Source organism: Mesorhizobium ciceri biovar biserrulae WSM1271 (genome assembly GCF_000185905.1).
Classification (GTDB): Bacteria; Pseudomonadota; Alphaproteobacteria; order Rhizobiales; family Rhizobiaceae; genus Mesorhizobium; species Mesorhizobium ciceri.
On record NC_014923.1, the window covers coordinates 5729228 to 5752171 of the forward strand.

General features: G+C 58.0%; 30 protein-coding genes and 1 pseudogene. 22 read left to right on the top strand and 9 right to left on the bottom strand.

Annotated features, from left to right (window positions below; genetic code table 11):
• Positions 1-41: 41 nt before the first annotated feature.
• The 7 genes from MESCI_RS32445 (at position 42) to MESCI_RS27770 (ending at position 3429) form a co-directional block, all read left to right on the top strand.
• The gene (locus MESCI_RS32445; protein WP_041163530.1) at positions 42-560 is read left to right on the top strand and encodes a hypothetical protein; all 519 of its coding nucleotides are present in this window, start codon (positions 42-44) and stop codon (positions 558-560) included.
• A 541-nt stretch (positions 561-1101) separates the two neighbouring features.
• Positions 1102-1311 carry a hypothetical protein gene (locus MESCI_RS27745; RefSeq protein WP_013533291.1) on the top strand — a complete coding sequence of 70 codons (210 nt, stop codon included), beginning with the start codon at positions 1102-1104 and terminating at the stop codon, positions 1309-1311.
• 15 nt (positions 1312-1326) lie between these two features.
• Complete coding sequence (locus MESCI_RS27750) at positions 1327-1566, top strand: hypothetical protein (protein ID WP_041163531.1); 240 nt, start codon at positions 1327-1329, stop codon at positions 1564-1566.
• Positions 1556-1819, top strand: coding sequence for a hypothetical protein (locus MESCI_RS32775; protein ID WP_041163917.1), 264 nt, complete (start codon positions 1556-1558; stop codon positions 1817-1819). The genes MESCI_RS27750 and MESCI_RS32775 overlap by 11 nt, the downstream gene beginning before the upstream one ends.
• A gap of 100 nt (positions 1820-1919) precedes the next feature.
• A complete protein-coding gene (locus tag MESCI_RS33290; RefSeq protein WP_085984565.1) occupies positions 1920-2183 on the top strand; it encodes a DUF4339 domain-containing protein in 264 nt (87 codons plus the stop codon).
• 499 nt (positions 2184-2682) lie between these two features.
• Positions 2683-3027: a hypothetical protein gene (locus MESCI_RS27765; RefSeq protein ID WP_224688052.1), complete on the top strand. Its 345-nt coding sequence runs from the start codon at positions 2683-2685 to the stop codon at positions 3025-3027.
• A gap of 21 nt (positions 3028-3048) precedes the next feature.
• On the top strand, positions 3049-3429 hold the full coding sequence (locus MESCI_RS27770; protein ID WP_013533294.1) for a hypothetical protein: 381 nt from the start codon (positions 3049-3051) through the stop codon (positions 3427-3429).
• A 374-nt stretch (positions 3430-3803) separates the two neighbouring features.
• Here MESCI_RS27770 and MESCI_RS27775 read toward each other — a convergent pair whose 3' ends face one another.
• Complete coding sequence (locus MESCI_RS27775) at positions 3804-4427, bottom strand: hypothetical protein (RefSeq protein ID WP_013533295.1); 624 nt, start codon at positions 4425-4427, stop codon at positions 3804-3806.
• Between the two features lie 199 nt (positions 4428-4626).
• Here MESCI_RS27775 and MESCI_RS27780 point away from each other — a divergent pair, with 199 nt between their 5' ends.
• Complete coding sequence (locus tag MESCI_RS27780; RefSeq protein WP_013533296.1) at positions 4627-4977, top strand: sunset domain-containing protein; 351 nt, start codon at positions 4627-4629, stop codon at positions 4975-4977.
• A 1070-nt stretch (positions 4978-6047) separates the two neighbouring features.
• Here the strand turns inward: MESCI_RS27780 and MESCI_RS27790 are convergent.
• Positions 6048-6236: a hypothetical protein gene (locus tag MESCI_RS27790; RefSeq protein WP_013533298.1), complete on the bottom strand. Its 189-nt coding sequence runs from the start codon at positions 6234-6236 to the stop codon at positions 6048-6050.
• A 108-nt stretch (positions 6237-6344) separates the two neighbouring features.
• Positions 6345-6530 (bottom strand): hypothetical protein, encoded by a 186-nt coding sequence (locus MESCI_RS27795; protein WP_013533299.1) that lies wholly within the window; start codon positions 6528-6530, stop codon positions 6345-6347.
• Between the two features lie 339 nt (positions 6531-6869).
• Here MESCI_RS27795 and MESCI_RS33190 point away from each other — a divergent pair, with 339 nt between their 5' ends.
• The 3 genes from MESCI_RS33190 to MESCI_RS27805 all read left to right on the top strand — a co-directional run bounded on the left by MESCI_RS33190 (position 6870) and on the right by MESCI_RS27805 (position 7697).
• Positions 6870-7106: a DNA ligase-like domain-containing protein gene (locus MESCI_RS33190; RefSeq protein WP_338048490.1), complete on the top strand. Its 237-nt coding sequence runs from the start codon at positions 6870-6872 to the stop codon at positions 7104-7106.
• A 139-nt stretch (positions 7107-7245) separates the two neighbouring features.
• Positions 7246-7485 (top strand): ATP dependent DNA ligase, encoded by a 240-nt coding sequence (locus MESCI_RS33195; protein WP_338048535.1) that lies wholly within the window; start codon positions 7246-7248, stop codon positions 7483-7485.
• Entirely contained in the window at positions 7482-7697 is a 216-nt protein-coding gene (locus MESCI_RS27805) for a hypothetical protein (protein WP_013533300.1), read from the top strand. Before MESCI_RS33195 ends, MESCI_RS27805 begins: the two co-directional genes overlap by 4 nt.
• 327 nt (positions 7698-8024) lie before the next feature.
• Here the strand turns inward: MESCI_RS27805 and MESCI_RS27810 are convergent, their stop codons facing one another.
• Together MESCI_RS27810 and MESCI_RS27815 are read right to left on the bottom strand one after the other, a co-directional pair.
• Entirely contained in the window at positions 8025-8270 is a 246-nt protein-coding gene (locus MESCI_RS27810; protein WP_013533301.1) for a hypothetical protein, read from the bottom strand.
• A 9-nt stretch (positions 8271-8279) separates the two neighbouring features.
• A complete protein-coding gene (locus MESCI_RS27815) occupies positions 8280-8513 on the bottom strand; it encodes a hypothetical protein (RefSeq protein WP_013533302.1) in 234 nt (77 codons plus the stop codon).
• A 76-nt stretch (positions 8514-8589) separates the two neighbouring features.
• Between MESCI_RS27815 and MESCI_RS27820 the strand changes: the two genes are divergently transcribed.
• The 3 genes from MESCI_RS27820 (at position 8590) to MESCI_RS27830 (ending at position 10428) form a co-directional block, all read left to right on the top strand.
• Complete coding sequence (locus MESCI_RS27820; RefSeq protein WP_013533303.1) at positions 8590-9309, top strand: SOS response-associated peptidase; 720 nt, start codon at positions 8590-8592, stop codon at positions 9307-9309.
• A gap of 67 nt (positions 9310-9376) precedes the next feature.
• Positions 9377-9619, top strand: a complete 243-nt coding sequence (locus MESCI_RS27825; RefSeq protein ID WP_013533304.1) for a hypothetical protein — start codon at positions 9377-9379, stop codon at positions 9617-9619.
• Between the two features lie 524 nt (positions 9620-10143).
• Positions 10144-10428 carry a hypothetical protein gene (locus MESCI_RS27830; protein ID WP_013525246.1) on the top strand — a complete coding sequence of 95 codons (285 nt, stop codon included), beginning with the start codon at positions 10144-10146 and terminating at the stop codon, positions 10426-10428.
• 1086 nt (positions 10429-11514) lie between these two features.
• On the opposite strand, the gene queE is transcribed toward MESCI_RS27830, so the two are convergent.
• The 3 genes from queE to queC are packed head-to-tail and all read right to left on the bottom strand — an operon-like array spanning position 11515 to position 13300.
• A complete protein-coding gene (gene queE, locus MESCI_RS27835; RefSeq protein ID WP_013533305.1) occupies positions 11515-12249 on the bottom strand; it encodes a 7-carboxy-7-deazaguanine synthase QueE in 735 nt (244 codons plus the stop codon).
• Positions 12246-12602: a 6-carboxytetrahydropterin synthase QueD gene (queD, locus tag MESCI_RS27840; protein WP_013533306.1), complete on the bottom strand. Its 357-nt coding sequence runs from the start codon at positions 12600-12602 to the stop codon at positions 12246-12248. The genes queE and queD overlap by 4 nt, the downstream gene beginning before the upstream one ends.
• Positions 12602-13300 (bottom strand): 7-cyano-7-deazaguanine synthase QueC, encoded by a 699-nt coding sequence (queC, locus tag MESCI_RS27845; protein ID WP_013533307.1) that lies wholly within the window; start codon positions 13298-13300, stop codon positions 12602-12604. The genes queD and queC overlap by 1 nt, the downstream gene beginning before the upstream one ends.
• A gap of 295 nt (positions 13301-13595) precedes the next feature.
• Here queC and MESCI_RS27850 point away from each other — a divergent pair, with 295 nt between their 5' ends.
• The gene (locus MESCI_RS27850) at positions 13596-13985 is read left to right on the top strand and encodes a hypothetical protein (RefSeq protein ID WP_013533308.1); all 390 of its coding nucleotides are present in this window, start codon (positions 13596-13598) and stop codon (positions 13983-13985) included.
• Positions 13986-14211: 226 nt separating this feature from the next.
• Here the strand turns inward: MESCI_RS27850 and MESCI_RS27855 are convergent, their stop codons facing one another.
• Entirely contained in the window at positions 14212-14499 is a 288-nt protein-coding gene (locus tag MESCI_RS27855) for a helix-turn-helix domain-containing protein (protein ID WP_013897108.1), read from the bottom strand.
• Positions 14500-15001: 502 nt separating this feature from the next.
• Between MESCI_RS27855 and MESCI_RS27860 the strand changes: the two are divergent.
• The 7 genes and pseudogenes from MESCI_RS27860 to MESCI_RS27890 all read left to right on the top strand — a co-directional run bounded on the left by MESCI_RS27860 (position 15002) and on the right by MESCI_RS27890 (position 22423).
• Positions 15002-15965, top strand: a pseudogene (locus MESCI_RS27860) (glycosyltransferase family A protein).
• Positions 15962-16903, top strand: coding sequence for a polysaccharide pyruvyl transferase family protein (locus MESCI_RS27865; protein ID WP_013533310.1), 942 nt, complete (start codon positions 15962-15964; stop codon positions 16901-16903). Before MESCI_RS27860 ends, MESCI_RS27865 begins: the two are co-directional and overlap by 4 nt.
• 307 nt (positions 16904-17210) lie before the next feature.
• Complete coding sequence (locus MESCI_RS27870; protein ID WP_013533311.1) at positions 17211-18692, top strand: lipopolysaccharide biosynthesis protein; 1482 nt, start codon at positions 17211-17213, stop codon at positions 18690-18692.
• A 32-nt stretch (positions 18693-18724) separates the two neighbouring features.
• Positions 18725-19741 carry a polysaccharide pyruvyl transferase family protein gene (locus MESCI_RS27875; protein ID WP_013533312.1) on the top strand — a complete coding sequence of 339 codons (1017 nt, stop codon included), beginning with the start codon at positions 18725-18727 and terminating at the stop codon, positions 19739-19741.
• Entirely contained in the window at positions 19738-20547 is an 810-nt protein-coding gene (locus MESCI_RS27880; RefSeq protein ID WP_013533313.1) for a galactosyl transferase, read from the top strand. Before MESCI_RS27875 ends, MESCI_RS27880 begins: the two co-directional genes overlap by 4 nt.
• 650 nt (positions 20548-21197) lie before the next feature.
• Positions 21198-21779, top strand: a complete 582-nt coding sequence (locus MESCI_RS27885; RefSeq protein ID WP_013897109.1) for an SDR family NAD(P)-dependent oxidoreductase — start codon at positions 21198-21200, stop codon at positions 21777-21779.
• Between the two features lie 80 nt (positions 21780-21859).
• The gene (locus MESCI_RS27890; RefSeq protein ID WP_224688065.1) at positions 21860-22423 is read left to right on the top strand and encodes a hypothetical protein; all 564 of its coding nucleotides are present in this window, start codon (positions 21860-21862) and stop codon (positions 22421-22423) included.
• Positions 22424-22944: the final 521 nt, after the last annotated feature.

Genomic DNA, 22944 nt, shown 5'->3' on the forward strand with positions numbered 1-22944 from the left:
GCCCGCACGGTTAGCACCGAGCCAAACCTTTGGTGACCTTAATGGTTCCCGAAGAACAGGACTGCCTGAAGAGATTGGAGCAGCAGCTACTCCGCCGCCACCGATTGGAAAAGATCATCGCCGCGAAGGCCTGTTTTGTAACGTGCAATCAGGCGTTCCGCAGCCGTCGTAGCTTCAGGGCTTTCGCGGTCCATCCCGCGCACCTCACAGAGCATATCGAACAGCCCCTGGAGGAGGGACAGTTCCTAATCGTGCAGGTCGAAGAGAACGCCCTTTCCAGTTCTTGCAGCTATTTGGACCACCTTTTCACACAGTGGGTTGTCGTTGCCCAATTCGTCCAGCTCGTCCTTAAGGTCAGGGCGCTTCGTTCGGATAAACGCGACGGCCTTCTTAAGGGAGACGATTTCGCCCTGAATGGCCTGGTCTATGGCTTGCTGTATGACGTCGTCGGACTTCAACAAGCGTTCCATCCGCGTGACCTCCCAATCCCCTCTCAGCGACAATATTGGGAGGACCTGCTGAAAAACCAAATCACATTATGGGATCGGAATATTTGGTAAAAAAATCTGAGCGGCTGATCGGATAACTGGCCCGCGCCTAGACCCCCCGTCCCCTCTCGATCCACCACACACGGGGCGGCGAGGTCGCAACCAAGCCCCACACTTCTCCTTACGTCGAGGCATTCCAGGGCGGGATGTTCAAGGCATTCCAGGGCGGGATGTTCAAGGCATTCCAGTCGCGACGATTATGACGAGGCCGATGGATACCAAGAGGAGGACGACGATCATGACGATCTCAACGACGCTTCCGCCATTGCCAAGTTTGTTGTCTTCCATCTCGCGTTCCTGTTTGCGCAAAGATATCCTGTCCCAGATCCCTGTTGGTACGAGACATTAGGAGACGTTCAGATGGACCTCATTGTGACCCTGGACAGCCGGCAAGAGGCTGCCCTTCAAGCCGTCGCCGAGAAAAATTCGTTGCCGTACACAAGGGCGACTTGATGAAGGCCCTCAAGGAAATGATCATCCTCAACGGGCACCTTCAGGACCGCCTTGACGCGATCACTGCACCACGCCGCGCGACACGCTAGGAGGGACCGCAATGGCCACGATGCACCTAGACGCTGAATCGAAAGCGGAATTGCACTTCGAAGCGGAGAAGCTTATCGCCCGCTACGAAAGCCCTCTTGAGACCGTGAAGGCGCTTATGGCCCACAACTGCGAGCTTGAGACCCAAATCATTGCCCTCGCTCACAGGTATCCGGGGCTCGTGGCGATCAGCTTTGACCCTACACCGCCTGTGTTGGGATGAAAGTGGCGTCGCTCAATGCATGACCTTATCGCTTTCATTGGAAGCAACTCTGCGCTGGTAGTGGCCAACCCGGCAGCCTTTGCCACGTTTGCCGTGCTGTTCGCAGGCGGTGGGTTTGCTGTCGAGCGGTATTTGCTGACTGAGCGCATCGCCAATCTGGAAAGCAGAATTGCCAGACGGCGCTCTTTCCCAATGAGCCTGAGCCCTCACCTCTCATCGGGGCTTGGCCGAACGGAAAGATTGCATATCAGATAATTTGTTCCCACAGCAGAAAGCACCGAAGTTGATCGTCGTCACCGCCTTCGACCGCGATGAGACTGGGGACCTTCAGCCCGTTTTTGGGCCTGCCGAACGGCAGACGGAGGATCGGGCGATTAGGACCGCGAAGGGTCTAGCGGGGAAGCATACCGGCGTCATTGCGTGGTCGCGTGATGCCAACCCTTCGCTTGGTGAATACGGGGAGCCGACGACCCTCTTTATCGGCGGCGACGTGCCGGACATGGAGTAAACTTTCTCTCTTTACACTGGCATAGTAGCAACGCCCTGAAATGCGCATTGCTTTTTGAGGCCTCCCTGATAAAAATGTTAAAGGGGCTTAGGGGGGAATTATGACAGAACAATTAGGGCCAAAGTCTACGCTGCCTAGCGCGGCAGGAGAAATTTCGAACTCAGTTTCCAACGTTCCGCCGCATCCTTTGGATGGTTCTTGGCATCTGAACATTGAGGCTCAGAATTATGGTCCCTACACCGGCCATGAACTTCGCAGTTTCGCGAAGGAGGGACGAATAACTGAGAATACACAGGTAGTCCCCGTCGGCGGGACGGCTTGGAAGGCTGCCAAAGACCATGTTCTCGGTATTCGAACACGTTAGAGTTACACCCCTACCACCTGCTCGGACAAATTCGGACAGCCGGGTCAGTGCTGCCGAGGGTGCCACCATTGTCCAAGTGACAAACAACATCGGACCTCAGCCGGGCTATGCGTTGCGAGTGTCCTCCTGGACGGCACCGCAGCCAACAAATCGGCTGGCGTTGCGCTCATCCTATCGCTTCTCATCTGCGGTCTCGGGCAATTCTACAACGGCCAGATAGGTAAGGGCATTCTCATGTTTGTCCTCACAATAGCGCTCTGGTTTGTCTTTCTGGGATGGATCATTATGATTTGGTCTGCAGTCGACGCTTACAAGACTGCAAAAGCGATGAACCTCCGCTATCACATGCTTCTCGCCGGGGCCTCGCCGATCTCCACGAGAGGTTGATGTGGCTTCGGATCATAGGAATTTGAGGTCCGCAACAGGCTCGTGCCCGTCTTGCTTTGGCGAAACCCTTGGCGGGGTCAGCACCTGTCCGACTTGTGGCGCAGTCCTATCGTTGGAATTGGCGGTTCAGGATGCCAAGCAGGCGGGATTGAAGAGGCTGTCTCCAATCTTGGCTAGCATTAGAAGCGATCCGGTTTCGATGTTGGCATGGGTCCTGAGCATCATTCCATTTCTTGTGGTACCGCCGACGCTTGCAATTTTGGTAGCGCTCTACACCAACAAATCCGACAACGAGCAGAGGAGATGGCTTTATGCGGTGGCCGCGCTCAACATTTGCCTGAGCCTGTACTTCTGGTCATGGGCCGGCGATTACGTCATGGATACGAGGTTATCGATACTCGACTGGCTATGGTCGGTTTGGGCACCTCACCCGCGAGCGCCGAGCGTCGGCGTTTGAGGCCTAATTTGGGGGCATGGAATGGATTTCGCTGGCGATTTCATTCGAATTTACTTTTTCGTCAACATCATCGTCTCCATCCTCGTGGTACTCTGGATGATCATGATCCTTTCCCGCTTGGGCGAGATCCGGGATTTCCTCTCATCTGTGGACCGGCAGCTCGCTGGCGGCATGAGTGGACAAGCAACAGCAAGTCCAGGCTCGGCGGATGCCCAATTGGGAAAGCCCCAGACGCAGGGATTGCCACCCCATGTCAAAGCGACCTTCAACTATCAAGGCATGAAGATAGAAGAGACGACAGGCGGGGGCTACATCCTCCATAGCTCAGATGGGTTTGAGCACTTCAATAGTCGCGACGAGCTTCAGAACTTTCTGACGAAGCGATACCCCTCCACCAAATAGTGGGCTGTTTTGAAGGGTCCCTAGCCGGCCTTTCATGCTTGACGTTAGGGCAATGCGAGCATCCGCTCTTCCTTGGCCGCCGCCTCGAACGCCCTACGGGCATCCTGAGGGGGCACATACCTTCAATTGCGGCCATACAGGTTCCCACCGCCTGTCGCCACCTAGGGCCACGCTTGGTCCACTTCAGGAGCTGCTCGGCAACCTCGACGTGGAAGGTCTTGGCGCAACAAATCTGATGGCCTTGATGAAGCCATCCTCAATGGACGGCGAGGAGGTAGGTCAACACCCGATGCAGGACTTGCGTAGGGGTTGCCGTTGCGCTTTCCATCCAGCCTAAGCATAGTCGGGCGAGTAGGCCAGATCGATGGTCGGCCCTATTCAGCTTCGCCGACAGAAGCGGAGCTCAGCAGTCCATCGAAAAGTTGATTGCTCCAAGCTCGGCGCTCACTGAGCAGGCCCTCATACCGCTGGCACTTCCAAGAGATGAGATCGCGGGACATCTCGTCTAGCGACAGAGCGTCTCTCAATCCAAATTCCTGAATTGCGCTCATTCGGCCAGAGGGCGACACCGCGCCCCAAATCAGAATTGCGCCAGCGAAAGGCGTCTTCTGTTTGCAAACCCATGCCTGCAAGTCTTCCGAGGGCCGAGCTGACCGCAGGAAAACGTTGAAAGCCGGCTTTCTGTGATGCTTGAGCTGCTCGGCGTTCGTCAGAATGAAGTATCGGAAGCTTTGGTACTCGATCTCGCACTTCATTTCGGCAACGTACACCGCGTCGGTCTTCCGTTCTCGCAGGGTGAAGTCCAGCGTGTAGCCCCGATCGGTGGTGCTTGTTTTTATCGTAGGGCGCCCGATGTCTTGATAAGGCGATCGCTCGTCATCACACCAAAGCGAGACAATCTTCTCGGAGAATATGCCGAACATTCGCGACAAAAACTTCGCCCGTTCAGCTTCCTCCCGGCCGTCGGGCTTGAAGATCGCGCTCAGCAACTGGCTCATGAATGCAAGGCCGATCCAACGGGTTGTGACCAAGCGCAAGCAAGAGCACCATTCCGTGCCCTGCTCAAGTTCATAGTGACCTGGCCGTTCACAAGAACCGTCCAGATCGTTCACACGTGCATAACCCCAATAGGCTGTGGCAGTCACGGCTGGACTTCAACCGCCGTTAGTCGCATTCTTCCCTTGGGGAGAGAGGGGTATGGGCCTCCAAGGGCAAAAGGCTTCTCAGCCTAGGAGAAGGCGCAGACGTTCGCTGCTGGAGCAGCGGGCGCTAATTCCGGTTCTGCTGTACGGTGTTTCCGCTGCAAGCTACTTCATCCCGCAAAGTGAGCAGCATCCCCTTCCGACTGTGCATCGGCTAGGCGGCTCCAGCGCGGCGGATGGCTGCAACATCAAAGGCAATATCAGCGTCGAGACAGGCGAGCGCATCTATCACCTGCCTGGTCAGCGATATTACAACGAGACCATCGTCAATCCTGCCAAAGGCGAGCGCTGGTTTTGCTCTCAATGGGAAGCCTGGTGGGCAGGGTGGCGAAAATCCAAGGTGTAAGCATTCCCCTACGACTGGGTGGCCTCGCAACCAACCCCGCCGCCGCCCGTTGACCTATGCTGGTTGATCCCAGCTACTATAGACCCTGCCCGCTTCCGAAAGGTGGCGGGCTTTTTCGTGCATTAGTGGAACCTGATATGCCGAGGTAGGTGAGCAAGCGGCAGCGTGCCCGCTGCCGGTCGAGGCCCCAAGCCCCGGCCGGGTCCGCCCCTGCCCGCCAGTGGGGGCGGACCCACTGAAGCTCAATTTTTGGAGATCGAGGGAACCTGTCTGCGAAACCGAAGTTCGATTCAAAGCTTGGTTTACAGCCGAGCGGTCTCGAGGCAGGGGCCCGTCATTGCTGATCGGTGACGGGCCTTCGCCGTGCCGATCGATCCCCGAGCGGGGCCGCCTCAAGCACCCGACTAAAGTCCGATGCCGAAGCGCAAAGGTCCGGCCTCTGAAACAACACGGCCTCTTCGACATCGGGAATGTGACCGTCGATCATCGTCTCCTCATCGTCGGTTGGTTGATTGCCCGCCACGACCCCCTTGGTGTGGCGGGCACCCATTCACGGAGAGTGTATGCAGCCTGGTGATATCATTGCGAACGCGTTTACAGCCGGGTTGGTCATCGTGTTGGTGGCAGTCGTGTTCCTGATTTTCGGGGCGCCGCTCTGGCCTGAACGAACGTCCGGATGATAATCATCCCGCCCGTCCATCGGATGACCACCGCCGCCATCAACAAAGCGGAGCCCGACCTTTCAACCAAGTTTGATTTGAGCATTGTGCGGCCAAGACCGCTTACCGATGAAGGGGCATGAGGGTTGCCGAGGACAAGTTATTGAAGCTACGGTCGCTCCTCATCGTTCCTCGCCACCGATCCCCATCGTCGGAAGCTTGGCGTATTTGTCGAACAATGCCAATTTCTTCGGATAGGTGAGGTGTGTGAGGTGATGGCAACCGGAGCAATGATGTTGAGCGGCAGACTTAAACCAGCGCCCCGGCTTGACAAAACCCAATCCGCATTCCGAGCATCGGAATTCCATCTCAACTGAATGCAGGCTCTCAGAGAGAGGCATCTTGTCCTTCCTACAGCCGCTTGAACTCGGCAAGTCCAAGACGTATCCGCTGGCCTTCCGCGTAGGACAGGGCGAACGATTCCAAATCGAATGAGCGGGTAAGCTCTTCGTCGTCGGCCACTATGCGGACGAACCATTCTCCGCCGGCCTCGGCCACCTCGACCCGAGGGGGCGCCATGTTCGTATTCGCGCTTTCCATCGCAGCCTCCCAAGAAAGCAATGGTAATCGAAATCATTAAATCCGCATAGTCGGGGCCGCAGGGCGGGTACGAAACGTTCAGTCGTCGTTTGCTCAAGAAGGTGCGCGTTATTCGACGACGACAAGGAGCGGCTTGTGCTTTGGCTGCTCGTGCCAAATCACCTGCCGCAAGTCGCGCATGTCGACCTGCTGTCCACACGTCGGGCAGGTATAGAAGTTGTCGTCCTCATCGGCTGGCTGGCCGCCGTGCTGCTTGCCGGGAATGGGTGGTCCAATGTCGGATAGCTTCGCCATAGCTGCCAAACATCCAATTCGCCTAAAATGTTCCGGAACCATTTTAGCGCATGCTAAATTGAATCCCAGTTTTGCGGGTCAGCTCATGCGTCTGAAGTTCATCCGGCCAATGTTTCCCACGCTTGTCGAGGTGCCGCCGACAGGGGACAACTGGATTCACGGAATCAAGTACGATGGCTATCGGACGCAAATCACAATCGAGAACGGCACGGCCCGAGCGATCACGCGAAGGGGCTACGACTGGTCATCGACGTACAAGACGATTGTCGAGGCGGCGGCAACCCTTTCCCCAATTCGGCAATCATCGACGGCGAGGCAATCGTCCTCAATGGGAAAGGCGTGTCGGATTTCCATTCGCTTCGGTCCGCGATGCGATGGGCGCCGGATCGGATCATCTTCGTCGCCTTCGATCTGCTGTATCTGGACGGGGTCAACCTGCGCCCCGCACCTTTGCTGGAACGTCGGGAAAAGCTGCTCGGCCTCGTCGGGCCTGCCAGGGGCGCGATCCAGTACAGCCATCATGTGCATGGCGGCGGGGCCGACTTCTACGCCGCGGTTGATCCGCATGGGCCTTGAGGGCATGGTGTCGAAGCGGCCGGACAGTGTCTATCGGTCAGGCGATACCGAAGTGTGGCTGAAAACGAAATGCTACGAGGAAGTCGACTTTGAGGTTGCCGGCGTGCAGCGCAAGCCGGGATCGGCCCCACTCGCCTTGATGGCGACCCGCGATGCAGAACGCCGCTATGTCGGATCGGCAAACATCGCCCTGACCAAAGCCATGCGCGAACGCCTGTGGGCCAAGGTGCAGGAGGGGAAAGGCACGCCACCGAAGGGAGCCGACAAACCAGACGCCGAATGGATCAAACCTGGCCTTGTCGGACGTGTGAAAACCCTTAAGCGCGAAGACAAATTGCGCCATGCGACGTTGAGAACGATCCGCGAGGCGAAACCATGATACCGCAGCCCGAATCGCCCCCTGTGGCAATCGAGCCCACTGGCGAACTCGCAGGCTTGAAGCTCGTCCGAATGGCCATTGAGCAGGTATGCCCGCCCGGTGTGCTGCCGTCTGAGAAATGGGTGACGGGCTACTATGGCCCAGAGCCGATCTATGAAGGCGAGGCATTGGCCAAGGCGATCATTGAGACCGTGGAGCGCCTGACGAAGTAAGCCCGCCGCTGAGGACACAATTACAGCGGCGGGCCTTGCACTTGCACCAGAGCTTGGATTTGAGGAGGGGAATCTCAACCAAGCACATTTCCAACTTCGATTTCAGAAACAGGTTCCAGCCCTACGAAAAAGATTAATCGCGGGTGGCCCGCCACCGGGTCTCGGAGCCAGTGGCGGGCCTTGCTTGGCTGTTTCAAGGAGATTTCCTTACCAAGCGCATTCCGAACTTCGACTGCGGACGCATGTTCCTCCCAGGTCGGTGCAAGAGTTTATGCGCCCGGTGGCAATCGACGCATTGCCAAGGGACCCCCAACAGGTCAACAGACCTTAAATCGGCTTTCCAGCGCGCAACATGGCCCGCGCAATTGCGAGTTGCGTTTCCAGCCTGGCGTTCTCTTTCTGAGCCTTATTGTCGGCAGCTATGAGCCGTTTCAGCGCCCGCAATGTCTCGCCTCGCGTCCATCCCGCCTCCAGCATGCAATCGACAATCACCTGAAAGCCTGGCTCCATGGCCTCCTGGCAGTCGATGGCTCGGTCCTGATAATCGTCCTGTCGCTTGGGCGGATTGACCATATCTGATTCTCAGTTGGCGGGGCCTTTGGGCTTTTTCTCGGACGTAGATCCGTCGAGGAGATCGAGAAATGAGTGCAACGCCTTCACCATCATCCGAGCGCCGTTTTCGCTCAGGGTGAAGGATCGCTTCCCCTCGGCAGTCAACAGCCCGACCAGGCAGACCTCGGGATTATCGCGGTCATCGATTTCGATTGTGACGCCCGAGACCGCTGGCAGCATTACGTCCTTTGGCTTCTTCGGCATCACCACAACCTTGACTCGTTCTCACTCCGTTCCCATTTTGGGCGGGCCTCGATCCTTGTCAATGAGACGACCCTAAATGTGTGGACGCGTTTTTGTAAAATCGACCATCCCGGACATGGTACGGCGCTTCGAGTTCGCGCACCCTGGCGACGTTGAGCGTTTGGGCAACGGGTTCCCGGTCTGGAATGGCGCGCCCAGCCTGACCTATCCAATCATTGTACGTGAAGAGCTTTCCACGAGCATGGCCGGTTTCGTTTCTGCGAAGTGGGGGCTGGTTCCCGGCTGGGCGCGCGATGGCGGCGGGCGGCCACCGCCTGTCAATGCGCGGTGCGAGACGATTGCCAGCAACGGCATGTTCCGAAAAGCATACGCCGCGCGCCGTTGCCTGGTGCCCGTCGACGGCTATTTCGAATGGCAAAAGCTCGATGTTTCGGGCAAGAAAAAGCAGCCTTACGCTATCGCAATGAAGGATGACGAGCCTTTTGCCATGGCTGGAGTATGGGAAGAATATGCCGACAAGGCCACCGGCGAGTTGATCCGGACCTTCGCTGTCGTCACCTGCGAGCCTAATACGTTGATGGCGACGATCCATGATCGCATGCCGGTTATTCTGGCGCCTGCCGATTACATGCGCTGGCTCGGACCGGAACTGGATCCACGCGACCTTATGAAGCCATATCCTTCGGAACTGATGAAGATGTGGCCGATTGACAGGAAGGTCGGAAGCCCGCGAAACAACACGCCGGACATCATTGACGAAATTGGTGTGGGACCAAACGACCTTTTCGACGTTTGAGCCTTTACACTGAACGGTCGCGGTAGGAATATTGTCCTCAGGTGGGCGACTCTCAAAAGGTGTCGCAATGGCTAGGTCAAAACCCTCAAAGCAGTTATCACAGGCTGAAATCGAGCGCTTCCTGGTGGCAGCGGAAGCGCTGCACCTAAGCATCATCAAGCCGTTCATATCGCCACATTGCGACCACTACAGGCAGACGCGCGTCCTGCATGAGGTGCTGTTGAAGGCCGTGCGGGACGTCACCGGGAAAGAGGTCGAGTTCATCCGGTGGAACACCACTGGACCGATGCTGCCCCCTAAGGCTGGGTAAGCGCCTGGCGGCCGGGGATCGATCAGGCCGAACCCGCAGAACTGACAATGCCCGCGATGCGGATAGCGACGGCATCAAGTCCGCCGTCGTAAATTCTCGTGAGGACGTGTTCCGCAGTTTCAGCCCTTTGGCCAGTGCAACCGCGAAGGTCGCCACCGCCCAACCTTGCCGGCCTGTTGGCGACGCAATCCCAAACTCCCCACAATCCGTCGCGCTCAACATGACAATAGAATCTGTGCTTGTGATTTTCCACGCAAAGTAAACCCCCCCGCATCCCCATTGGGGTCCAATCTATCCAGGAAGGTGGTTAATGGGCCCGCATTTGCCGATCGCACTGTAGGCTGGCCGCAGTGGTCCGTCGCCGCACGGTGGACTCCTCACTGCACCGGCCATTCTCCACGACACCAGCGCGCGTCAGACGGCTGCCGATGCGGAATCGGCGAGATGCGGGAACAGAGTTCAGACGCCGACGTTTTTTCCCCAGGTCACGCGATTTTGCGCGTGTAGAACTAACGGAGGTAAAAATGAGCATCAAAATGCTTACGATGGGCGCGATGGCGCTCGCAGTGATGACGGGCTCAGCGCTGGCTGGCAGCAGCACCACTTCCGCGCTCGATGATCCTGCAAAGATGTCACCTTTCTTCACGGATGCCGGCATGAAAACCTTGAGGTCGGAAGCGGATTTCAAGACCGCATGGATGTCCATGAAACCGGATGAACAAAAGGCGGTGCTGAAAGACTGCGGCGACACCACGCTCAACAAGTCGCACGCTGATTTCTGTGCCATGGCCAAGAAGATGGGCGGCTGAGAATAACCGCTCTAGGCATTGTTCCCGAAACGTATTTGGCCCGTCCCTTAGGCACGGGCCTTTTCTGCGGGCCATTCCCTTGCGAGCCATGTTGCTAAGCGCTCCCGTCGGTCTCGCTTTCCTCGTCAATCATCCGGACTGGCAGATAGGCATTCGTTTCTAGCCACTCCCTCAGCACGATCTGAATGATACCGGCCGATGTTCATCTCGGCGGCGAGGGAGTTCAATGCGTCCTGTGTTGCTGGCTCTGGCGGGAGGCCGGCGACGTTCCGGAGGAACATGGCAACAAGTGCCGCCTGATCCCGGAAAAAATAAAGCATATCTGGACAATGCCCCAGGACGTCAAATTGAGGGCCTGGCCTTGGAAGGAAAGGATCGTCTCAGAAGATCAACGTTGCCATTGAGGTGACACGCCGATGCTGCGTGTCGCCGCCAGTTTAGCGCGGTCCTCCGAAGTTGCCATCGATATCCCCCATCGTCTCATCCGAGAAAAGAGTGGCAGACCTGCATGCCGAGGATCGTCGACGGCTACGAATTGCAAGAGAGCAACCGCGCCAAGCCATCCCAATTAAGACGCTCGTGAAATGACCGGTGCAGTGACTCAACGATTGCGCGACCTCGACCCGGAAACGAACGTCTGGCCTCGACAGCAAGGAGCGTGAGGCCCTCATCTGGGCTGGTTCAACCCGGCACAGGCTTTTGACGCAAGAACGGACGGCAACTCGGAAACGCGGCTCCATTCATAGGGCCGGCGATCCCGCACTTATGCAACGCCCTACCTCATCGGACGTTCACTAAGCTAGAGGCGGGATTTGCGATTGAGTTCGATCGGCCCGCCCCTAGGAGGCCTGCGCGGCATATCTTCGTAACGCGATCACCCAGATACACCGCTGGGCGGTAGACGCTTTGCGGAAGCGGAAACACAAATAACCCTAAAGAAAGACTTCCTGGCATTCATGTACCCGGTTCAATTTACCGAACTAGTCCGACCTCGATCACCAATCGCCTGTCCGAGCAGCGCTGTCACATGCGAGCGAGTTATTCTGGCCGAAGAGTTGGTGCAGTTCCCACACCTGCCAGCTAGACCTAGACGGCCCTCTTGTTACCCCAGAGCAGAACATGCAGCTGCGGCAATACGCGGGCTTCGAACCATCTGTCTTGCGTCACCTTTTCGATCAGCCACTCCATGCGCCTCATGATTCCGGCAAGGTCGACAGCTGCGTCTTCCTCGCCACGGCGCGGTGGCGTGTGATTGCCGGGTTGCAGATAGACCGGGAGACTTGGAAATCGGGCGGCGGCGTCTTTGGCGAAGGCGTAGTCACTCTCGTCGAAAATGACGAGCTTGAGCACGACTTGCGGCTTCTCCCGCGCCGCTTCGATGCAAGCCTCGAATGCAACCCAATCGGTCCTCATTTCGCTCGACGGCGGCTTTGGGCTGAGGACCAGTACGTCAAGCTCGGCAAACCAGTCCTTGGCCACCGAAGCTTGGGTTTCCAGCGCGAAGCGGTAACCTTCAGCATGGCCCCGCTCGATTAGGCCGCCGAAGGGCTGAATGGCGGGGTTGCCGCCCGACAGGGACACCATAACTGGCCGGGCGCCGGAAAGCGCAACCACGCTTTGCCACACCGCATCCACTGGCATCATCTTCCATTCATGGCGGAATTGGTTGTCAACCGCATGGAGGCTGTCGCACCAGGAACAGCGGTAGTCACACCCGCCGGTTCTGATGAAGACCGTCGGCAAACCGATGAGCACGCCCTCGCCCTGGATCGTCGGCCCGAATATCTCGCTGACCCGAATTGCGGGCCGCGTGTCGGTCACGGCCGGTACTCCGCCCAGGTTTTAGGGGTTTCGCTCACCCTCACGGCGGCGGTTTCCGGCAGCCGTGCCTTGCACCATTCATAGAAATGCCTGGCCAGGTATTCCGCTGTGACCTGCTCATGCGCGAGCGCGTCGTTGAGGTGCCGGTGGTCCAAGCTCTCGTCGATATAGTGTTTGAGCGGCGCCAGATCGTGATAGTCGCGCACGAAGCCGTGCGAGTTCAGCTCCTTGGCCGAAAGCTCCACTACGACGATGTAGTTATGCCCGTGCAGTCGCGCGCACTGGTGCTCGGGTGGCAAGGAGGTGAGCTGATGCGAGGCCGAGAAGTGGAATTCCTTGGTAATGCGGAACATCAGGCGCTCCGCCTCCGTAGCGCCTCAAGCCAGAAATCGGTGTCCTCATAGTCGGTCGGGTCGGCGTGCTGCGCCAGCTGAAACGCTTCGCGCCGCTCGACGCAGGTCCCGCACCGTCCGCAGTGACGTTCGCCGCCCTTGTAGCAGGACCAGGTCTGCGCAAATGGGGTCCCGTGCCTTGCTCCATCGCCGACGATGTCCGCCTTGGTGAGGTTCACATAAGGCGTATAAAGACGGATCTGCGCGTCTCCGTCGAGCGCTCGGTCCTGCATCGTCTGGAAAGCCTCGATGAAGGCCGGACGGCAGTCTGGATAGATGAAATGGTCTCCGCCGTGAGCGGCCATCCCCACCGCTTCGAGCTGCTGCGCGGCGGCGAGTCCGAAGGCGATGGCCAGCATGATGGCGTTTCGGTTCGGCACCACCGTGATCTTCATGGTGTCTTCGGCGTAGTGGCCGTCCGGCACGTCGACACCATCGGTCAGCGCGGAGCCGCAAAGGCCGCGGCCGATTTGGCGGATGTCGATGATCTGATGCGCAATGTCCAATCGCTGTGCGCACAGCGTGGCGAATTTCAGTTCTTTACTGTGCCGCTGGCCGTAGTCGAAGGACAGCAGCCCGGCGAGTTCGTGCTCCGCTGCCACTTTGTGGGCAAGGGAAACTGAGTCCAATCCGCCGGAGCAGATGACGAGAGTCTTCATCGTGGTATCCTTGTTTTGACCGGGTAAGGCTGCGACCGGAGATTTCTCTGCGCTCCCCCTAGCCCAGCCAGTCAACTTTGTGAACCCTGTGGCGCTGACTTGCCGGGTGCGGCAGGGTTCGCGACAGCGCGGAGCCTCCTCAGGGGCGGTGGGCGTGCCCCTCGCTTCCGGATCAGTCCGAATCGGACAGCACGATGGGCGGCAGAACCCCGGTTAGGATCGGTCGTCAGCCGACATCTGTGAACAAGCCGCATGCGTTGTTGCAATCACCCCTCTACTACCCGCAATTGCCGACATGGCCTCGCAGGAACTGGATTGGGCGATTTTCCAGATGGCGGTCGAAAGCGTCCGCTCACTCACATCAAGTTTCAGCGAAAGAGCCGCGGAGATAGCGGCGAGGAGCCAGGGCACATTGGTTTTCGACGTGCGGGTCGACGATGACCCGCAGGTGCAGCGCATCGCCGCCATCCGCTATCGAGGCGAACAAACTGGCGTGGTCGCGTTGGACAGGCAGGGCCTTCTTACCCACTATTGCATGGTGAATGACACGTTCTCAGATCTGATGGCGCCTTTGGAGAACTGGACAAGCATACCTCTCTCGGCACAGGCAAAGATCGATGTCACCGTTGATGCCGGTTTCTTCCTCGCCGCCCTACGAAATGCCGGTCATCTGCTTGGCAGTTAGTGTGACTGGAATGCATACTGCATCCCGCGAACGCGGCCGCGAGCGGCGCCCCAGCAAGGCCCTCCGGGCGCGTATGCCGACGGCCCAGGGAGAGCGCGACCCATCTGCTGCTCGCTTGGTCATATCCTGGGCACACCTGGCCCGTGGCGCAAACGCCAGGTTCCAACAATACGAAATCGAGAGACCTGTTTCCGGCAACAGACGGGGAAAACCGGCCTTCCACCATTCAGGCAGCGTCCAGTATGTCCGGCTCCGCCTCAAGAATTCCGGCGGGTAGGGACAGCGATTTTGCGATGCGATCCCGATAACCCTTGTTGTATCTCAGACCGGACTCAATGTTGAGAATTTCCTCAGCGGCAAGCCCGCACGCCACTGCCAGGTCCTCGACGGAATATCCAAGGTGCTCACGATAAGCACGGATGATGTGGGTCCCCGCCGACATGGCCGTCAACACCGGCTCGGGAATGCGTGAATCTTTCATAAACACCTCGAAGAAGAGCAAGATGCCCGGCACCTCGGGAGAGTTCCTCCGGACACGGACAGGCAACAAACTGACGCAAATTTTCAGCCTGGAAGGTCTCGTGCATGGGCACCTTAGACCGGCGGCCGGAGGCGGTATATGGTGGTTCAACTGGGTCCGATCAAGTCGGAAAAAACTGACTGGCGCGATATGGTGTGATCGACTGTACCGACCATGTCCGCGCCACCCAGGCTGATTACCACCGACCTTCTCGAGCAGGAATTCGGCTTGCTCAACCCTGGATCCGGTGGTCCTGCCGTCTTGCTAGCCATCTCAAAGGGGCCGCCCTGGCCAGGGGAATGGGCAACCGAGAGTCCGCCCGAGTAACCCGAGCTTATCGCTGCCATAGACGAGGAGGATGCCGCCGAGGCCGAGCCAGCCACTGACGGCCTATCCACGCCATGGATGATCATCATCCATACAATCACTTTGGCCACCCATTGCCGAATGCGTTACTCGGGCCTCGCTACAGACCTCCCGAAGGCAAGGATGAGAATTGGCCACTTTCACAATCGTCATCCCTTTTTATCAGACAAAAGCGGGCATTCTTCGCCGGTCGCTACAGAGCGTATTCGAGCAGACATATCGGGACTTTGAGGTTCTGGTTATTGACGATGAGTCCCCTCTTCCGGCTGAGGTCGAGATGGAAGCGCTTGACGCCGATCAGAGATCGCGCATCACGGTCATAAGGCAGGCCAACGCCGGCCCTGGTGGCGCTCGCAACACCGGGCTTGAGAACACTTCGCCTTTGACGCGTTTCGTCGCTTTCCTCGATTCAGACGATACGTGGCTGCCACATCATCTGAACAACGCTTTTGAGAGCATGTTGTGCTTCGGAGGGGACTGTTACTGGGCCTCAATTGAGGCGAGCGAAGAGTTCCATTACCACCTCGCAATATCCGAACTCGCAGAGGCGGACGGGGTGCTTCGATTGGGGGAGCAGCCGCTGGTCATCGAAATTCCAGACCTTGCGAGCGCAATGCTGAAGGACTGGAGCTTTCTCCATCTCTCTGGAATGGTGATCGGCCCTACCATCTTCAAAAAAATCCGTTTCGACGCCACTCTTCGGCGCGCCGCGGAGGACGTGCTTTTCTTCTGCGATACAATCCTCGCCTCTCGGCGCAGCCTGCTCTGCGGTGATCCGGGCGTCGTGCGCGGCTTGGGCGTCAATATCTTTCACAGCATCGACCGCACATCGCGCCACTTCCTGCAGCAGCAATTCAACACCTGGGCAGCGCTCGACGCGCTCGAAGCTTGTTTTGCCCGACGGCCAGAGGAAGTTGAGTCAATCGCCACCTCCAAGGGCAGAGCGCGTCGCCAGGCTTTGGAGCCAGGCCGGACTTCTTCGTCGCGGCAAAGTGCCAAACGTCGGCCTGCTCGCGCGTTGGGCGTGGCGTGACCCTGAGTTGCTACTGACACTGAGGGAACTCGGGACAGCTAAGTTTGCGGAGGCGAAATGACTCCATATCATTGGGAATCGAGCCACGGCAATTTTGGTGACGACCTCAATCTCTGGCTATGGGACTTTCTGTTGCCTGGATTCCGGGAGGTGCGCCAACAAACAATGCTCGTGGGCGTCGGCACTGTCCTGAATTCGGGCCTGCTTCCACGCGGTGTGCACAAGCTGGTTGTGGGAAGCGGCTGGGGCTACGGCACACCGCCCGACATCAGCAACAGCCGGGAATGGGATCTCCGCTGTGTGCGAGGTCCGAAAACAGCCGAACGGCTCGGGCTTGCTGTCGAACGGGGCATCGTTGATCCGGCCGTCATGGTTGCTGAGATGCCGGAATTCCAGCAACTGCCGAAACGATACAAGAAGACCTTCATTCCACACTGGGAATCCGCCGAACACGGCATGTGGCAAGCCGTCTGCGAGATGGCCGGACTCACGTATCTGGACCCACGCGGTGACGCAAAGGCGGTCATCCGCGATATTGCGCAATCGGAGCTAATCATCGCGGAATCCATGCACGGCGCGATTATCGCCGATGCCTTTCGGGTCCCTTGGATCGCGGTAGCCACATCGGCCTCCATCAATGACTTCAAATGGAACGACTGGGCAATGAGTGTCGGCGCGACCTACAAGCCCCACGTGATACCCGTGTCCTCGCGGGGGGAAGCGTCGGCGAAAGGCAAGCCCTTTTGGGGTGTCACACCAAACGGCAGCCTCCCGAAGCCAGTGTTGGTTGGCCCAACCCCAGGGCGACGCCCCACGCGCCCGGAGAGGCCCCAGTCCTTGCTGCGGTCGATGGTCAAAAAATTCTTGGCCGCACCCTCGGCAGCAGGTCTGTTCAAAGCGAGCCGCCGGGAACCGCAGCTTAGTCCCGATGGCTCGCTAGACGGCTTGAAGAGTCGCTTGGGTGAGGTTCTGAACGGAATCCGCAAAGACTATCTTTAAGCAACGGGACGCTCGAGCAAATGTTGAAAATCAGCGTGGGGTGGTGCTCGCGGCCAGACGAGGTCGCGCGATTGAACGGACACGCGATGACAAGTCCGCGAGCAGTGACTCGGGCCGAAAATTCCGAAATGCGTGGTGAAACAGCGAGAAGTGCGTTGGCGTCCCCGCACGTCACTGCATTGTGGCGCGAGGAAGCTTTGATCGTATCCACGTCGAGACAGGCGCGGTGCCGGGCAGTTGCGCATAGAGGACACCGATAGAATGGGGCTGCAGCCGAGAGTTCTGGATTTGCCAGTTGGGCTCAGTCATGAGTATCGCTGACCGCCTGGTAGCGGGAAGTCTCTGGGTCACTCTCTCAAGAATAATCGTCAACGGGCTCTCAATGCTGGGCACCATTGTCCTGGCCAGGTATCTTTTGCCTTCGGACTTTGGCGTGGTGGCGCTTGCGACGACATTGTTGGCCGTGGTGACCTCAATCACCGATCTTTCACTGAGTGAAGCGCTTATCCGTCATGAAGACCCCAGGGAATCCCATTTCAGCGCCGCATGGACCTTGGGTGCGACGCGAGGCCTCATACTGTGCATCTTCTTCGCCGCGTTCGCCTATCCCGCGTCCCTCATCTATAACGAGCCGCGCCTGTTCGGCGTCTTGCTCGCTTTGAGCCTCAGTCTTGCCATGAGCGGACTGGTGAACCCGCGAAAAATCATTCTTCAGCGCGAACTGATCTTCAGGCAAGAGTTCGTGTTGAGCGTTGCCCAGAGAGTGGCCGGTTTCGTAGCCGCGATCGGCGTTGTGATCATCTACCAGAGTTACTGGGCGCTTGTGGTCGGCACTTTGGTGATGCAGGCGACAAATGTTGTGACGTCCTACCTCGTCATGCCGTTCCGTCCGCGCGTAACTTTCTCCCACATGCGAGAGTTTTTTTCGTTTTCGGCCTGGATTACTGCCGGACAGATCGTGAATACGCTCAACTGGCGTTTCGACTACCTGCTCATAGGAAAGCTGTTAGACAGGTCCGCCATTGGCTATTATTCGCTGGGTGGGCAGCTTGCGATGATGGCCACCCGTGAAGCCACTGCGCCACTGACAGCAACCATCTATCCGGCGTTCGCCAATGTGCGCCATGATGCTCAGCGTCTGGCGGCGGCCTATTCGCGAACGCAGGCCCTGCTGACAGCGGCTGCCCTGCCCGCCGGCATAGGGATGGCTGTGATAGCAGATCCCCTGGTGAGACTGGTGCTCGGCGAAAAATGGCTTCCCGCTATTTTCATCATCCAGGCGCTCGCCTCAGTTTACGCCCTGCAAACATTGGGTTCTCTCAACCAGCCCCTTGGCATGGCGCTGGGGCAGACCCGGACCCTGTTCGTGCGTGATACACAGATGCTTCTTGTCCGCATACCGGTGATTTCGATCGGTTTGGTGTGCTGGGGGCTACCGGGGCTGATATTCAGCCGGGTGCTCACCGGTCTGTTCAGCGCTGTCGTCAACATGGTGGTGGTGGAGCGGCTCATCAATGTCTCGGTCAGGGCGCAGTTGTTGGCGAATTTCAGGGCGCTCGCCAGCTCGGCCGTTCTGGCCGCAGGTGTAACGCTCGCCGATCATTACATCAGCGTTCAGACCACGCAGACCGGCTTGGTTCTCCAACTCGCCGTCCTCATCTGCCTCGGCGGAACTCTCTATTGCGGTTTCAGTCTCTTTCTCTGGATCGTTATGGGCCGTCCGGATGGGCCAGAAACCGAAGTGAGAAAGCTCGCTTTCAAGGCGCTGTCCAAAGTCAGCCACGCGTGATCTCCAGCTCGTCAATTCAAAAGAGAGGTACGATGCCAGGTGCTCAGGAACTAGAACTCATTGCTGCGCTGCAGGACATAACGCATGATTGCCTAAAGATGTTCGTCAGGCCCGATGAGCCGATAGCGATACTGGATTTTCCCGACATCAAGAACTGTGGCGACTCGGCAATATGGCTGGGGGAGATTGCCTATTTGAAGGATCGTTACGCAAAGCGGCCTTCCTATGTCTGCACGACGGACGATTTTTCCCATGATGAACTCAAGGGGATGGCTCCGAGTGGGCCGATATTTATCCATGGGGGCGGCAATTTCGGCGACTTATGGGTATCTCACCAGGACTTCCGGGAACATATAATGGAGTTGTTTCCCGACCGGCAGATCGTCCAGTTTCCGCAATCGATCCATTACAGCTCTCCGGAACGGCTTGAGCAAAGCAGACGCGCCATTGGCCGACATAAGAACTTCGTGCTGCTGGTGCGCGACGAGGAATCCCTTCTGTTCGCCCAGGAAAAGTTCGATTGCCAAGTGCATCTCTGCCCCGACATGGCTTTTTGCATCGGCAGCGTGCAGCCTGATGCGCCCCGCTTCCCGGTGCTCGCGATGCTTCGCCAGGACAAGGAGCAGGTCGGAGCGGTCGATTTCTCTGCCTACCCCCATATCCCAAGGGAGGACTGGATCACCGAGCGCCACTCGAGGGTGCGCGTTGCAAAAGCGCTCGGTGCGGCATCTGCTTTGCTGCACCTCAGCCCCTCAGAAGTGCGGTTGCGCAAACTGAATGCCGCGGCCAACAACCGCTTTCGACGCGGCATCCGGCAGATTTCCCGTGGCAAGGCCATCCTTACGGATCGCCTGCATGTGCACATCTGTTCGATTCTCATAGCGCGCCCCCACGCGGTGCTGGACAACAACTACGGAAAAATTCGCCGGTTCATGAACGCTTTTTCGGGGGGTACCGATCTATCCTACAAGGCAATGTCGATCGACGACGGCATTAGATGGGCAAGAGAACAGGCGGTTGGCACAGTCAACGACTGGAGACTGTCATGACTGCCGTAACGTTCATTGTGCCTGTCAGGCATCAGGATAACGCGCGTGATTGGGGCCTCCTGAAGAGGAACCTCGCCCAAACCGTCACATCCATTGCCAATCAAACCAACCCCGATTGGCGAGGCATAGTGGTTGCGAATGAAGGGGCCGATCTTCCTGTCATGCCCGATAAGTTCTCGGTGGTCTGGGTGAGCTTTCCACCGAACGATATTCATGAGCGAGGCGATGCGACTGAGAACGACTTTCTGGATTCATTCCGCGCCGACAAAGGCCGCCGTGTTCTTGCCGGCATGCTCAATGCCGCTGGCAGCCGCTTCTTCATGATCGTTGACGACGACGATTTGGTAAGCTCTCGTATCGTGCAGTATGCTTCTAAGCATCCGAACGAAAACGGCTGGAGGATTGACAAGGGGTATCTCTGGGACGATGGCGGCAATGTTCTGCTCTGTCGTGACCAGTTCAGTCACTATTGCGGAACATCGCTGATCATTCGTTCGGATCTGTACGGGCTGCCGGCAAAAATCGAAGATGCCCCCATCGAATGGATCAAAGATACGCTTGGCAGCCACGTCCGTATAGCACCAGTTCTGGCCAAGCGCGGAACTCCCTTGAATTGCTTACCGTTCCGGGGTGCTGTGTACCGTGTTGCAAACAAGGGGTCGCACAGTAAGACTCCGAGCCTCATGCAGATGTATTTCGTAAGCAGAAGCGCTCTGCAGCGTCCCTTCCGTGTCGCGAGGAATCTCGCCGGGTTGCGTCTGTTGTCAGCTCGCCACAGGAAAGAGTTCTTCGGACGACCAGAATAGACGGGCGGCTGCAAAGTTGTAGCAGGGCTTGAGCAATATTGGCGTTTGCGGCTGCGCTCTACGGCCTTGACGCGCGAGTTCGACACGCCTGATTGATTGCCTGGCCTGAATTGCATAGCCCTTTGTCAGCCCAGGTAAGGGAATCGACTCACTGTCGGTCAGGGGCAATTCAGGAGGATCTTGGCCATGAGCGGCCATTAGGCGGGGACCATATTCTCCAGCTTCTGACATCCGCAAATGAGGGTATCGCATTGGCGGTCGAGGGCCGAAGGTCTCTCGGTGGCACCGGCTGCGCCTAAGGAAAACCATACCCAGCAGCCAGGCCGAAGCGCTCTGTCAGTTGGCCTGGTTTTTGCGCTTGAACCGTCCAAGCCGACGGGCGCTTTGCATCTACGGTGTGGATGAAAACCATGCATAGAATCAGTTTTGTCGATCGTACCCGAACCGACATAAGCGACAGCACCTGCGGTGCATCGGCCCGTATCGCTGCTTCAATCGCTGAGGCACGAAACGTCCGAGTCGGGCAACCGCACGCCCGGGAGTCTGAGGCGGCATCGAAGAGTTCAACCAATCGGCGTCGGCGCTCAAGGACGCCGCGACCTGATCAGACATTCGAGAGCGCCGTCCTTTGCGAAAAGATGGAGAAGCCGTTGAAGCTTGCCGGTAAAACCGTTGTCGTAACCGGTGTCTGCTCCGGGGTCGGCGCCGAAGTCGCCCGTCTCGCCCGGTGCGAAGGCGCGCGTCTTATTGGAGTCGATCTGGAGGATCCCGTCGTGATGCTGGACGCGTTCTTTCGCATCGATCAGGGTTCTCCCGAAGAAATTGACGCAGCGCTTACCCAGTTCCCCGAACGCGTCGACGGCCTCGTCAATGCCGCAGGCGTCTCGGGCACGCTGGATCGGGACATTGTCGCACGCGTGAATTATCTCGGGATACGTCATCTGTCACATGCACTTGCCTGCCCAATGCCCGAGGCCTCTTCGATCGTGAATTTCGCCTGCCTGCATGACCCTGAATGGCCCAAGCGGGTTGATCTGCATAAGGAACTTGCCGCTACTCAGAGCTTTACGGATGGACTGGCTTGGCCGGCCGCCAACCCGGTGCCGCAGGAACCTGCTATCGCTATTTCAGGCGCCAGCATTGACTGGATACAACTTGCTGGCGGCCTGATCTTCGCCGCGCTCATGGCATACGCCGCCAGCGAATACCGCCGCCGGGTCATCGCGACCTGACGGCAACTCCATTCGACTTGACGATCGCGAAACGGATGCGATGGCGGACAATTCACAAACGAGCACAAGGAAATCCTTACATGAGATCCTCACCGAAAGAGACCGCCACCGCGGCCATCCCGATTCATCGAGTGCATCCCCCGTCTTTCTGGAAGGGGATGATCCTTGCTGCGACCGTGATCGTCCTCGTACCGAGTAGTCAGGTTTCGGCTAAGGGCAAGGGACAAACCGTTCACCACATAGATCAGGCAGCCTCAGTTGGTTGGGAGAGAAAGAAGATGGAAGAACTTCCGGCGGGAACAAAGTTCAACCACGCTAACAGGGATGGGGTGTGGGGCGGTCGGGGGCAAAGCGGGCACACGGGCGACGCAATTTGGATGACCTCAGAAAACGATGTAAACACGGCGCGCGGCTATGCAGGTAGTTCTGGAAAGTACTTTGTTGTCGAGGCGAAAGAGCCCCTCAAATTAGCGGTCATGGACGAGCAGGGTAATCAAGTGTTCCCCGATGAACTAGGCGCATGGGCTCCCTTGGCGCAGAGATACGGCTTGGATGGAGTGAAGACGGAATATGGAAGCTCGTACGAGGTGATTTTATTTCACAGAAGCAAGATTGCACCTGTGGAAGAACGTGGTTTCGATTAGCACAGACGCCAGCGCACGACGCCATCGAGATAGGTGCCGTCCTCGTTGAGGGGGATGAAGTTTGCGAGTTCGGTCATGGTCTGTGTCCTGAGTGTGTGTTTCCCGACGGGAAAGCCCTTTCGGGCGAAGCCTCCCCGGTCTTTCCGGAGGGATGGCGAGAGCCCGCCCCACGGCGGCGGGCGGGACTGTCAAGTGGCGTGGTGCGGAAGGTGGGGGACCTTCTCGGTCCGCTCGCGGACTGGGGCGGAAAATTTCCACCTTCACGGGCCGCTTGACCGGCCCGGCCGGCGATGCCCCCTCGTCGTCATCACGCAGTGGCGCGCTGCATCGCTTCACGTAGGTATCAAAGCCGTAAGGCTGATTCCTTGAGTAGCTCCGTTGGAAAGCGCGCGGGCGGTGATTGAGGTCAGCTTCCTGTTGCGCACCGCTCCCTTGCTGGAGCCGCCAGCCTTCGCCGCAATATGGACCATACCCGACCGTCGATAGAGGCCTCATGCGAGCTTCTGAAACGCCTTTGGCCA